Genomic DNA, 12,195 nt, shown 5'->3' on the forward strand with positions numbered 1-12,195 from the left:
GCAAAGAAAAATAGTCGTCTTCCGTTACCACAGCAAATTCGGTAGATAGTTTTTTGCGTGATATCAATATGCTTTAACGGTATTTAAATTCTTCTTTTTATACCTTTAAAGTCAGTGCCTGCCGGATGGTTATCCACCACTTATGGACTGCACCACCGTCGCTTACCCCGCGGCGTCCAGGATGTTCAATGAACTTCGATTACGCATTTATCCTCAGCACCCTGCCGGCGTTTCTTAAAGCCGTGGGCGTGACGCTGCAGGTTGGCTTCATCGCTATCGGCACGTCGTTGCTGGTGGCGCTGATCAACGCGACGATTCTGGTGTTCCGCACGCCTTACTTGCAGCGTCTGGTCGGGCTGTATGTGGAACTGGCGCGCAACACCCCGCTGTTGATTCAACTGTTCTTCGTCTACTTCGCCTTGCCGGCGCTGGGCATCAAGGTCTCGGGCTTTGCGGCGGCGATCATCACCATGACCTTCCTCGGTGGCGCCTACCTCACCGAAGTGCTGCGTGCCGGCGTCGACGCGGTCCCTCAGGCGCAGCTCGAGTCCGGCCGCTCCATCGGCCTGTCCCACGGGCAATTGCTGCGCTACGTGATCCTGCCGCAAGCCGGCATCCTTAGCCTGCCGTCGCTGTTCGCCAATTTCATTTTCCTGCTCAAGGAAACCACCGTGGTCTCGGCGGTGGCGGTACCGGAGATTCTCTACACCACCAAAAGCTACATCGCGCTCTACTACAAAACCTACGAAATGCTCGCCGTGCTGACGCTGATTTGCGTGCTGCTGTTTCTACCGCTGTCGCTACTGCTCAGCCGTCTGGAAAGGAGGCTCCAGCATGGCCAGTTCGGGTCTTGAGTTGCTCTGGGTGTCACTGCCGCAACTAGGCAAGGGCGCTGCGCAAACCTTGTCGATCTCTTTCCTGAGCATCGCCATCAGCACCGTTGGCGGCGTGCTCTATGGCGTTTTGCGCACGCTGAATTCGAAATGGCTGAACGCAATCCTGCGCGTTTATCTGGAACTGTTCCGCGCGATCCCAGTGCTGGTCTGGCTGTATTTGCTGTTCTTCGGTCTACCGATTTTCTTCGGCCTGAGCATTCCGAGCTTCTGGTGCGCGGTGCTGGTGTTGTCGCTGTGGGGCGCCAGCGAAGTCGGCGAAGTGGTGCGCGGTGCGTTGCACTCGTTGCCACGCGGGCAGCGTGAAGCAGGGTTGTCGATTGGCCTGAACGGTCCGCAACTCTACGGCTACGTGTTGCTGCCACAAGCGCTGAAACGCATGACGCCACCGACCATCAACGTCTACACGCGGATCATCAAGACCAGCTCCCTGGCGGTGCTGATCGGCGTGGTCGACGTGATCAAGGTCGGCCAGCAGATCATCGAGCGCACCTACGAATCAGTGCTGATCTACGGCGCACTGTTCCTGTTTTTCTTTTTCATCTGCTACCCGCTCTCGGCCGCCTCGCGCGTGCTGGAGCGGCGCTGGACGCAAGCATGAGCGCATTGATCGAGTTCAAGGGTTTCAACAAATTTTTCGGCGAGCAACAGGTGCTCAAAGAGATCGATCTGCAAGTGAGGTCAGGCGAAGTGATCGTCATCCTCGGCCCCAGCGGCTGCGGCAAAAGTACATTGCTGCGCTGCCTCAACGGTCTTGAAGTCGCACACAGCGGCCGCTTGAATTTTGCTGGACGTGAGTTGCTGGACAAAGGCACCGACTGGTGCGACGTGCGGCAGCAGATCGGCATGGTGTTCCAGAGTTACCACCTGTTCCCGCACATGAGCGTGCTCGACAACCTGCTGCTCGGCCCGGTCAAAGTGCAGAAGCGCGAACGCCGCGAGGCGCGCGCCCAGGCTGAAGCGTTGCTTGAGCGCGTGGGCCTTTCGGACAAGCGCGATGCCTTCCCGCGTCAGCTCTCCGGTGGCCAGCAGCAACGCATCGCCATCGTCCGTTCGCTGTGCATGAACCCGAACGTCATGTTGTTCGATGAAGTCACCGCCGCCCTCGACCCGGAAATGGTCAAGGAAGTTCTGGAAGTCATCCAGGGACTGGCCCGCGAGGGCATGACCCTGTTGATCGTCACCCACGAAATGGCGTTTGCCCGCGCCGTGGCTGACCGGATTGTGTTCATGGATGCCGGGCGAATCCTTGAGCAAAACCCTCCCGAGATTTTCTTTACGAACCCGCAAACCGCACGAGCGCAGCAGTTCCTGGAGAAGTTCTCCTACGTCGCCGCACTACCCAAAACGACTCAAACAAAGGAACTGGAACTGCTATGAAAACTGCCAAGACTTCACTGCTGCTACTCCCGCTGCTCGGCCTCGCGTTGCTGGCCGGTTGCAACAAAACCGAAGAACCCACCAAACCGGCGGCCACCAGTGCCAGCTATCTGGAAAAAATCAAAGCACGGGACAAGTTGATCGTCGGTGTCTTCACCGATAAACCGCCGTTTGGTTTCGTCAATGAAGCCGGGCGTTACGTCGGTTTCGATACCGACATCGGCCGTCAATTCGCCAAAGACCTGCTGGGCGATGAGAACAAGGTCGAGTTTGTCGCGGTAGAACCGGCGAGCCGGATTCCGTTCCTGCAAAGCGACAAGGTCGATTTGATCCTGGCCAACATGACCGTTACCCCCGAGCGTAAGGAAGCGGTGGAATTCACCAATCCGAACCTCAAAGTTGCGGTGCAGGCGCTGGTGCCACAGGCAAGCACTGTGAAGAACCTCGATGACCTGGCGACTCGCACCACCATCGTCACCACCGGCACTACGGCCGATATCTGGCTGACCAAGAATCATCCGGACTGGAAACTGCTCAAGTTCGAGAAAAACTCCGAGTCTCTGCAAGCATTGGCCAATGGACGGGGCGATGCGTATGCGCAGGACAATCTGGTGCTGTTCAGCTGGGCGAAGCAGAACCCTGGCTATCGCGTGCTGACCCAGACCTTGGGCGCTGAAGCACCGATTTCGCCGGCGGTGAAGAAGGGCAATATCGAGCTGCGTGATTGGGTGAATGTCGAGTTGGCGAAGCTGGGTGAAGAGAAGTTTTTGCTCAAACTGTATGACCAATATGTGCGTAAAGAGCTGAGCGATGACATCAAGCCTGAGAGCGTGATTGTCGAGGGAGGGAAGTGGCAGGGGTGATCTGCTGATTATTCGGTGAGGCTGGAAACCACCCCTCACCCCAGCCCTCTCCCCACGGGGGAGAGGGGGAAAGGGAGCAGATTGGGTGCAGTGGTCTAATTTCCCCGGACACCCCGATAGGTGGAAAATGCACCTATTGAGGAGTTCTCCATGACCGACAAACGTAAAGTATTCGACGACAGCTTCAAGCTGGAAGTTGTAAAGATGATCAAGGACCAGGGCCTGAGTGTTTCACAGGTTTGTCGTGATCTTGATATTGGTGATACGGCCGTTCGACGCTGGGTACAACAGTATGAGGCCGAGAAGTTGGGACAAGCCGGGATCGGCAAGCCGCTGACCTCTGAGCAACAGCGTATTCGTCAGTTGGAGCAAGAAAACCGTCAACTCAAGATGGATAACGATGTATTAAAAAAAGCCACCGCCTTCTTTGCCCGCGAGCTGAAGTAACGTACCGCTTGGTTCGGCAGCTGCAACAGAAGGCTTATTCGGTGGCGTATGTGTGTCGTTTGTTGGGGGTTAGTCGATCCGGCTTCTACGAGGCCAACAAGCGCGCTGAGGCTCCTGCATCGATCTGCCCCGTTGCTCTGCAACTCAAGGCGTCGTTTGCTGAAAGTGGCGGCTGCTATGGCAGTCGCCCATTGCGTAAAGCGTTACGTGCAAAGGGTATGGAAGTAGGCATTTACAAGATTCGCCGCATGATGCGCGTCAACGGCCTGCGTTCGGCCTGGAAGCGTAAATTTGTGCACACCACCGACAGCAAACATGACCTGCCGATTGCTGAAAATGTATTGAACCGCCAATTTGAACCCGAGGCGGCGAACAAGGCCTGGGTAGCAGACATTACCTACATCCGAACCCGCAGTGGCTGGTTGTATCTGGCTGTGGTGCTGGACTTGTTCTCACGCAAGGTAGTGGGCTGGTCAATGGCGCCGAACATGCCCGCTGAACTGGTGTGCAGTGCAATGCAGCTGGCGGTTGCTCAACGTCAACCGCCACCCGGCTTGATCGCCCACTCGGATCGCGGCAGCCAGTACGCGAGTGCGAGCTACAGAGCGCTGCTGGCAAGAAGTGACATGCAGCAAAGCATGAGCCGTAAAGGTAACTGCTGGGATAACGCAGTGATGGAGCGCTTCTTCCTGAGCTTGAAAATGGAGCGGGTATGGCGACGTGATTACGCCAACCATGGCGAGGCGATACGCGACATCACTGAGTACATCGTTGGGTTTTACAACAACGAACGGCTGCACTCGAAACTGGGATATCTGCCACCGACAGTTTATGAACGGGCGATGGCATCAAAATCACCTATCGAGGTGTCCGGAATTAGTTGACCACGACAGGGGGCCTTTCAGAACCTGAGTTCAACTCGGGCTTTCAGGTCGATGTAGCTCGAAAGTACAACTCGATCAGTCCCCTCGCCCCTTGGGGAGAGGGCTAGGGTGAGGGGGTGGATCTAAAGCCCAGCCAATCAATCCGGCCAATACCACGCCGGCTCATCCAGCATCCGCTGCCCGACAATCCCGGTCTGGCCAAGACTCTTCTCCAGCACAATGCAATTGCACTCCGGGTCCTCCTGCAACGCCGAAATTAACCGCCGCGCATGAGAAACCACCCACACCTGACACTGCTCCGACGCCCGGATAATCAACCGCGCCAACGCCGGCAACAGGTCCGGGTGCAAACTGGTTTCCGGCTCGTTCAGCACCATCAGCGTCGGCGGCCGAGGGGTCAGTAATGCAGCGACCAGCAGCAGATAGCGCAACGTCCCGTCCGACAACTCGGCGGCGGATAACGGCCGCAACAATCCTTCCTGATAAAACTCGATCGCAAACCGTCCACCTTGCAGCGGTTCGATGTTCAGTCGCGCGCCGGGAAAGGCATCGCTGATAGCCGCCTGCAAGGCTTCGGGATCGCCGATTTCGATGATGGTCTGCAAGGCTGCCGCCAGGTCGCGACCGTCGTGGTGCAGCACCGGCGTGCGGGTGCCCAGTTGCGGTTGGCGAACCGGTGCGTCGGCGTCACTGCGAAAGTGATCGTAGAAGCGCCAGCGACGGATGAACTCGCGCAACTCCAGAACCTCCGGCGAAGAACGCAAACTGCCGACCTGATCGAACAGACTGTCGAAATTCGGCGTGTGCTGGGCCAGTACATCCCAGCTGCGATTGGCTCGGGCACGGATCATCGGGCCGTCGCGATCCACCAGCAGGCTGGCCGGCCGATAAATCGGCCCGGCCCAGACGCATTCACGCTTGATTTGCGGGTCGAGGTTGAAGCGTGACGGAATAGGTGAACTGTGTTCGGGCAGCATGAAGTGGCCGTTGGAATCGGGCAGCCCGAGGCTGATCGAATAGCTGAAATCCTCACCGGCAAACCCCAGTCGCAGTCGTTTGACGCCGTGTCTCACCGTAGCCTCGACCGGGACTTCGCCATTACGCATCCGCCGGCTGATGTTTTCCGGCCCGGCCCAGAAGGTCGAATCCAGCCCACCCTCGCGGGCCAATGCATTGACCACGCCGCCCTGAGCGGTTTCCGCCAGCAGGCGTAACGCGCGGTAGAGGTTGGATTTACCGCTGCCGTTGGGGCCGGTGATCAGGTTCAACCGGCCCAGCGGAATCACCAATTTATTGATCGAGCGGTAATTGGCCACCGCGAGGGTTTTGAGCATGGGAAGCTTCCTGCTGCGTGGTGCGCCAGTTTGCCTTATTGTCGGAAACACTGTGCCCCCTGTAGCCGCTGGCGAAGCCTGCGTTCGGCTGCGCAGCATTCGTAAATCCGGCTTGCACGGTCTGCCTGATGGACCGCGAGTTCTGATTTTACGACTGCTGTGCAGCCGAACACAGGCTTCGCCAGCTGCTACAGGGATCGCGGCGTGATCGCTTTATTTGAAGCCGTGAGACGCACCCTTGGAACCCTGTTCTAAGCTCACAGTCGTATCGCCATTGGCACGTTCGTACAACGCAAAGGAGTTTGCATGGCTGGTCCCGGATTGAAAATAGTGGTTGGCCTGAGCCTCCTTGTCCTGCTGAGCGCCTGTGGCGATAAAAAACCGGTCGAGAAGGACCGCCCTCGGGTATTCGTGCAAGAGGTAAAACCTGCGGATTACGCGGCGACGGTGACCCTGACCGGTGATGTTCAGGCGCGGGTCCAGACCGACCTGTCGTTCCGCGTTGGCGGCAAGATCATCCAGCGTACAGTCGATGTCGGTGATCGGGTTTCGGCCAAACAGGTACTGGCAAAACTCGATCCCAAGGACCTGCAAACCAACGTCGACTCGGCTCAGGCGCAGGTTGTTGCCGAACAGGCCCGAGTCAAACAGACCGCCGCCGCATTCGTTCGCCAGCAAAAACTTCTGCCCAAGGGCTACACCAGCCAAAGCGAGTTCGATTCCGCCCAAGCCGCCTTGCGCAGCAGTCAGAGCGCATTGACTGCCGCTCGGGCGCAACTGGCCAACGCCCGTGAACAACTGAGCTACACCGCGTTGGTCGCCGACGCGCCGGGGGTGATTACCGCACGCCAGGCCGAGGTCGGCCAGGTGGTGCAGGCCACTGTGCCGATTTTCAGCCTGGCCCGGGACGGTGAGCGCGACGCAGTGTTCAACGTCTACGAATCGCTGCTGACAGAGCCACCAGAGGGTAAAACGGTAGTCGTCAGCCTGCTCGACAACCCCGCGATCAAAACCACCGGTACCGTTCGGGAAATCACCCCGGCCGTCTCCGCGCAGACCGGCACGGTGCAGGTCAAAGTCACTCTCAACGGACTACCGGAAGGCATGCAGCTCGGTTCGGTGGTGAGTGCCACGGCCAAGACGCCAGGCAAATCGGCGGTCGAACTGCCCTGGTCGGCACTGACGAAAAATCTCAGCGACCCGGCCGTGTGGCTGGTGGACGGCGAGGGCAAGGCACAGCTGCACACCGTCACGGTAGGCCGCTACCTGACTGGCAAAGTGATCATCAGCGCCGGCCTGAAGGGTGGCGAAAAAGTTGTCATCGCCGGCGGCCAGTTGCTGCACCCCGGCGTGAAGGTGGAGATCGCCGAAAACACCTATAAGGATTTAGCCGAGGGAGCCCAGCCATGAAGCGTCTGTTACTGGTTTGCGCCGGTGTGATGCTGGTGGCCTGCTCGGAAAAAGAACCGCCTCCGGAGCCAGTGCGCCCGGTGTTGTCCATCAAGGTCCAGTCCCTGGACGAAGAAAGCCTGGGCCGCTTCGCCGGCAGCATCCAGGCCCGTTATGAAAGCAATGTCGGCTTCCGGGTGCCGGGACGTATCGCCAGCCGTAATGTCGATGTCGGTGCCGAAGTCGATAAGGGCGCGCTGCTCGCCACGCTCGACCCCACCGATCAGCAGAACCAGTTGCGTTCCGCTCAGGGTGATCTGGCCAGCGTCCAGGCGCAACTCATCAACGCCCAGGCCAACGCCCGGCGTCAGCAAGAGTTGTTCGATCGTGGCGTGGGCGCCCAGGCGCAACTCGACATCGCACAGACCGACCTCAAAACCACCCAGGCCTCCCTCGATCAAGCGAAGGCTGCGGTCGATCAGGCCAAGGACCAGCTCAACTACGTCGAACTGCGCGCCGATCACAAAGCTGTGGTCACCGCGTGGAACGCCGAAGCCGGGCAAGTCGTCAGCGCCGGCCAGCAAGTGGTGACCCTGGCGCAGCCGGACATCAAGGAAGCGGTGATCGACCTGCCGGACACCCTGGTCGACCAGTTGCCGGAAGACGTGGTGTTTCAGGTTGCCGTTCAGCTCGATCCGAGCATCACCACCACTGCCATCGTTCGCGAAATCGAACCCCAGGCTCAAAGCGCGACCCGCACCCGTCGCGCCCGCCTGACACTGACCGACACGCCAACGGGGTTTCGCCTGGGTACGGCGATCAGCGTGACCCTCAGCTCCGCGATCAAACCGCGTATCGAACTGCCCCTGACCGCGCTACAGGAAGTCGATGGAAAATCGCGAATCTGGGTCATCGATCCGCAGACCCAAACCGTTTCCCCGCGAGACGTCAGCCTGGTCAGCCGCACTGACTCAACGATGGTCCTGGCCAGCGGTGTGAAGTCCGGCGAGCGGGTGGTCAGTGCCGGCGTGAATAGCCTGAAACCGGGGCAGAAAGTAAAAATCGATGAGGACAGCCCGCAATGAAAGGGAGTTTCAACTTATCCGAATGGGCCCTCAAGCATCAGTCGTTTGTCTGGTATTTGATGTTCGTCGCGCTGCTAATGGGCGTGTTCTCGTACATGAACCTCGGCCGCGAGGAAGACCCGTCGTTCACCATCAAAACCATGGTGATCCAGACTCGCTGGCCGGGCGCGACCCAGGAGGAAACCCTCAAGCAGGTCACTGACCGGATCGAGAAAAAACTCGAAGAACTCGACTCTCTCGATTACGTGAAAAGCTACACCCGACCCGGCGAGTCGACGGTTTTCGTTAACTTGCGTGATACCACCAGCGCCAAGGACATTCCGGAAATCTGGTATCAGGTGCGCAAGAAGATCAACGACATTCGCGGCGACTTCCCTCAAGGCCTGCAAGGGCCGGGATTCAACGATGAATTCGGTGACGTGTTCGGCTCGGTGTACGCCTTTACCGCCGACGGTTTGTCGATGCGCCAATTGCGCGATTACGTCGAGCAAGTCCGCGCCGAGATCCGCGAAGTGCCGGGGCTGGGCAAGGTCGAGATGGTCGGCGAGCAGGATGAAGTCCTCTACCTGAACTTCTCCACTCGCAAACTGGCGGCGCTGGGTATCGATCAGCGTCAGGTGGTGCAGAGCCTGCAATCGCAAAACGCGGTGACCCCGGCCGGTGTAATCGAGGCAGGTCCCGAGCGGATTTCCGTGCGCACGTCCGGGCAGTTTGCCTCCGAGAAAGACCTGGAAAACGTCAACCTGCGACTCAACGATCGTTTCTACCGCTTGGCCGACGTCGCCGAGATCAGCCGTGGCTATGTCGATCCGGCGACGCCGGAATTCCGTTTCAACGGCCACCCTGCTATCGGCCTCGCCATTGCGATGAAGAAGGGTGGCAACATTCAGGTGTTCGGTAAGGCTTTGCACCAGCGCATGACCGACCTGACCGCGGACTTGCCGGTGGGCGTCGGTGTGCACACGGTTTCCGACCAGGCCGAAGTGGTGGAAAAAGCCGTCGGCGGCTTCACCAGCGCACTGTTCGAAGCGGTGGTGATCGTGCTGATCGTCAGTTTCATCAGCCTCGGTGTGCGCGCCGGATTGGTGGTGGCCTGCTCGATTCCGCTGGTGCTGGCGATGGTCTTCGTCTTCATGGAATACAGCGGCATCACCATGCAACGGATCTCTCTCGGCGCCCTGATCATCGCCCTCGGCTTGTTGGTGGACGACGCGATGATCACCGTCGAGATGATGGTCACGCGTCTGGAAATGGGCGAGACCAAGGAGCAGGCCGCTACGTTCGCCTACACCTCGACCGCGTTCCCGATGCTCACCGGTACGTTGGTGACGGTGGCCGGTTTCGTGCCCATCGGCCTGAACGCCAGCTCGGCCGGCGAGTACACCTTCACGCTGTTCGCGGTGATCGCGGTGGCCATGATCGTGTCGTGGATTGTCGCGGTGCTGTTCGCCCCGGTGATCGGCGTGCACATCCTAAGCGCCAAAGTGAAACCTCACGACGCAGAACCGGGACGCATCGGTCGGACTTTCAATTACGGCATGCTCTGGGCCATGCGCAATCGCTGGTGGGCGATCGGCATAACCATTGCACTGTTCGTGGCGTCGGTGTTTTCCATGCAGTTTGTGCAGAGCCAGTTCTTCCCGTCCTCGGACCGCCCGGAAATCCTCGTCGACCTGAACCTGCCGCAAAACGCCTCGATCGCCGAGACCCGCAAAGCTGTGGACAAGCTCGAAGCAACGCTCAAGGACGACCCAGACATCGTGCGCTGGAGCACCTACATCGGCGAAGGTGCGATCCGTTTCTACCTGCCCCTCGACCAGCAATTACAGAACCCGTACTACGCGCAATTGGTGATCGTCAGCAAAGGCCTGGAGTCGCGCACGGCCCTGAGTCAGCGCTTGCGTGAGCGGCTGCGCAAGGACTTCGTCGGTATCGGCAGCTACGTCCAGGCGCTGGAAATGGGCCCGCCAGTGGGGCGGCCGATTCAGTACCGGGTCAGCGGCAAGGACGTCGATCAGGTGCGTAAACACGCCATCGCCCTGGCCACCGAACTGGATAAAAACTCGCACATTGGCGAGATCATTTACGACTGGAACGAACCGGGTAAAGTTCTGCGCATCGACATCGCGCAGGACAAGGCACGGCAATTGGGGCTGTCATCGGAAGACGTCGCCAACCTGATGAACAGCATCGTGGTCGGTGTGCCGGTGACTCAGGTCGATGACGATATCTACCTGATCAACGTGGTGGGGCGTGCGGAAGACGCCGAACGCGGCACCCCGGAAACCCTGCAGAATTTGCAGATCGTCACGCCGGGCGGCACGTCGATTCCGCTGCTGGCTTTCGCTTCCGTGCGTTATGAACTTGAGCAACCGCTGGTCTGGCGTCGCGACCGCAAACCGACAATCACCATCAAGGCTGCGGTGCGTGACGAAATTCAGCCGACCGACCTGGTGAAACAACTCCAACCCGACATCGATAAATTCGCCGCCAGTTTGCCGGTGGGCTACAAGGTCGCCACCGGCGGCACGGTGGAGGAAAGCGGCAAGGCCCAGGGGCCGATTGCCAAGGTTGTGCCGTTGATGCTGTTTTTGATGGCGACCTTCCTGATGATCCAGTTGCACAGCGTGCAGAAGCTGTTCCTGGTGGCCAGCGTCGCGCCTCTCGGCTTGATCGGCGTGGTGCTGGCGCTGATCCCGACGGGCACGCCGATGGGCTTTGTGGCGATCCTCGGCATTCTTGCGCTGATCGGCATCATCATCCGCAATTCGGTGATTCTGGTGACGCAGATCGAGGCCTTGGAGAAGGACGGTCATGCACCGTGGGATGCCGTGGTGCAAGCCACGGAGCATCGTCGCCGACCGATTTTGCTGACGGCAGCGGCGGCGAGCCTGGGGATGATTCCGATCGCCCGGGAAGTGTTCTGGGGGCCGATGGCTTACGCGATGATTGGCGGGATTATTATTGCGACGTTGCTGACGTTGCTGTTTTTGCCGGCGCTTTATGTGGCTTGGTACAAAATCCGCGAACCGAAGAAAGGTGATCGGCTTGAGACCCACCCCTCACCCTAACCCTCTCCCCAAGGGGTAGAGGGGACTGACCGAGTTGGTTTTTAGATATTCTGCGACCGAGGAAATAGAGTCGAACTCAGGTTTTGAAAAGCTTGAAGATCTGCTCCCTTTTCCCTCTCCCCCTTGGGGAGAGGGCTGGGGTGAGGGGTGGATCTTCATGACACACACAATGTCACCCCTTACGCCAAACACTCGCCAACCAAGGCTGCTGCTCCCGCGGCAACCCCGCCGGCCGGTAGTAATGCTCCAGCTCTACAAACCCCACCGCCGTCAGCAATTGCTGCCACGTCTCAAGATCGTGATACGCCCCATAACGCGGCCCATTCCACCCTTCCTGATTCTCGCCACGCGGATTGGAACTGAACAACACCCCACCCGGCCTCAAAGTCCGACACAATTCCTTCAACACCCGAGGCAATTCCTGACGCGGAATATGAAACAACACCGCATTGGCGAAGATCCCGTCAAAGCGTTCAGCCGGCAAATCCAGCTTCAGAAAATCCTGCTGCCAGACCTCACAGCCGCTGTCTTCGCGCGCCATCTGCGCAAACTTCTCCGAGCCATCAAGCCCGACAGCGGTATGGCCCATGCGCGTGAAGGTTTGCAAATCACGCCCCGGCCCGCAGCCAAAATCAAGAATCTCGAACGGCGCCTTGCCCTGAATATGCCGCAGCAGCGCATCAATGTTCTGGCTGACATCATGATCGCGAGTCCCTTCGCGGAAACTTTCGGCCACCGAGTTGTAATGGCCCAGGGTGGTGGAGGTGATCTGCTCAAGGTCGGTGGGGGTCTGTTTCATGGTCGGCTGCGCAGGCGATTGGGATTTGCCGAATATACGCCATGAGGCAG

The 12,195-nt window shown here is 59.0% G+C and carries 10 protein-coding genes; 8 read left to right on the plus strand and 2 right to left on the minus strand.

Features of this window, described 5'->3' with window-relative positions; translation table 11 throughout:
* Positions 1-188 precede the first annotated feature (188 nt).
* The 5 genes from QFX16_RS00990 (at position 189) to QFX16_RS01010 (ending at position 4,467) form a co-directional block, all read left to right on the plus strand.
* Positions 189-854: an amino acid ABC transporter permease gene (locus tag QFX16_RS00990; protein ID WP_008148239.1), complete on the plus strand. Its 666-nt coding sequence runs from the start codon at positions 189-191 to the stop codon at positions 852-854.
* Positions 835-1,494: an amino acid ABC transporter permease gene (locus QFX16_RS00995; protein WP_223415282.1), complete on the plus strand. Its 660-nt coding sequence runs from the start codon at positions 835-837 to the stop codon at positions 1,492-1,494. Before QFX16_RS00990 ends, QFX16_RS00995 begins: the two co-directional genes overlap by 20 nt.
* Entirely contained in the window at positions 1,491-2,273 is a 783-nt protein-coding gene (locus QFX16_RS01000; protein WP_283182477.1) for an amino acid ABC transporter ATP-binding protein, read from the plus strand. The genes QFX16_RS00995 and QFX16_RS01000 overlap by 4 nt, the downstream gene beginning before the upstream one ends.
* Positions 2,270-3,136, plus strand: a complete 867-nt coding sequence (locus tag QFX16_RS01005; RefSeq protein WP_283182478.1) for a transporter substrate-binding domain-containing protein — start codon at positions 2,270-2,272, stop codon at positions 3,134-3,136. The genes QFX16_RS01000 and QFX16_RS01005 overlap by 4 nt, the downstream gene beginning before the upstream one ends.
* A 150-nt stretch (positions 3,137-3,286) precedes the next feature.
* A protein-coding gene (locus QFX16_RS01010) for an IS3 family transposase (protein WP_283180883.1) occupies positions 3,287-4,467 on the plus strand; the annotation gives its coding sequence in 2 pieces (ribosomal slippage) (positions 3,287-3,542 and positions 3,542-4,467; 1,182 coding nt in all).
* A gap of 137 nt (positions 4,468-4,604) precedes the next feature.
* Here the strand turns inward: QFX16_RS01010 and QFX16_RS01015 are convergent.
* On the minus strand, positions 4,605-5,801 hold the full coding sequence (locus QFX16_RS01015) for an AAA family ATPase (RefSeq protein ID WP_283182479.1): 1,197 nt from the start codon (positions 5,799-5,801) through the stop codon (positions 4,605-4,607).
* A 306-nt stretch (positions 5,802-6,107) separates the two neighbouring features.
* Here QFX16_RS01015 and QFX16_RS01020 point away from each other — a divergent pair, with 306 nt between their 5' ends.
* Genes QFX16_RS01020 through QFX16_RS01030 form a run of 3 tightly spaced genes read left to right on the plus strand, consistent with a single transcriptional unit; the run spans position 6,108 to position 11,346 of the window.
* Positions 6,108-7,211 (plus strand): efflux RND transporter periplasmic adaptor subunit, encoded by a 1,104-nt coding sequence (locus QFX16_RS01020; RefSeq protein ID WP_283182480.1) that lies wholly within the window; start codon positions 6,108-6,110, stop codon positions 7,209-7,211.
* Positions 7,208-8,275, plus strand: a complete 1,068-nt coding sequence (locus QFX16_RS01025; protein WP_283182481.1) for an efflux RND transporter periplasmic adaptor subunit — start codon at positions 7,208-7,210, stop codon at positions 8,273-8,275. The genes QFX16_RS01020 and QFX16_RS01025 overlap by 4 nt, the downstream gene beginning before the upstream one ends.
* Positions 8,272-11,346 (plus strand): efflux RND transporter permease subunit, encoded by a 3,075-nt coding sequence (locus QFX16_RS01030; RefSeq protein WP_283182482.1) that lies wholly within the window; start codon positions 8,272-8,274, stop codon positions 11,344-11,346. Before QFX16_RS01025 ends, QFX16_RS01030 begins: the two co-directional genes overlap by 4 nt.
* A gap of 172 nt (positions 11,347-11,518) precedes the next feature.
* Here QFX16_RS01030 and QFX16_RS01035 read toward each other — a convergent pair whose 3' ends face one another.
* Positions 11,519-12,145, minus strand: a complete 627-nt coding sequence (locus tag QFX16_RS01035) for a class I SAM-dependent methyltransferase (protein WP_283182483.1) — start codon at positions 12,143-12,145, stop codon at positions 11,519-11,521.
* Positions 12,146-12,195: the final 50 nt, after the last annotated feature.

The sequence above is a fragment of the Pseudomonas svalbardensis genome, from assembly GCF_030053115.1.
Classification (GTDB): Bacteria; Pseudomonadota; Gammaproteobacteria; order Pseudomonadales; family Pseudomonadaceae; genus Aquipseudomonas; species Aquipseudomonas svalbardensis.

Bases quoted from the DNA above. Each gene is read 5' to 3' on its own strand.
- QFX16_RS01025 (WP_283182481.1), top strand. From the start codon at position 7,208: ATGAAGCGTCTGTTACTGGTTTGCGCCGGTGTGATGCTGGTGGCCTGC.
- QFX16_RS00990 (WP_008148239.1), top strand. From the start codon at position 189: ATGAACTTCGATTACGCATTTATCCTCAGCACCCTGCCGGCGTTTCTT.
- QFX16_RS01020 (WP_283182480.1), top strand. From the start codon at position 6,108: ATGGCTGGTCCCGGATTGAAAATAGTGGTTGGCCTGAGCCTCCTTGTC.
- QFX16_RS01015 (WP_283182479.1), bottom strand. From the start codon at position 5,801: ATGCTCAAAACCCTCGCGGTGGCCAATTACCGCTCGATCAATAAATTG.
- QFX16_RS01005 (WP_283182478.1), top strand. From the start codon at position 2,270: ATGAAAACTGCCAAGACTTCACTGCTGCTACTCCCGCTGCTCGGCCTC.
- QFX16_RS00995 (WP_223415282.1), top strand. From the start codon at position 835: ATGGCCAGTTCGGGTCTTGAGTTGCTCTGGGTGTCACTGCCGCAACTA.
- QFX16_RS01035 (WP_283182483.1), bottom strand. From the start codon at position 12,145: ATGAAACAGACCCCCACCGACCTTGAGCAGATCACCTCCACCACCCTG.
- QFX16_RS01000 (WP_283182477.1), top strand. From the start codon at position 1,491: ATGAGCGCATTGATCGAGTTCAAGGGTTTCAACAAATTTTTCGGCGAG.
- QFX16_RS01030 (WP_283182482.1), top strand. From the start codon at position 8,272: ATGAAAGGGAGTTTCAACTTATCCGAATGGGCCCTCAAGCATCAGTCG.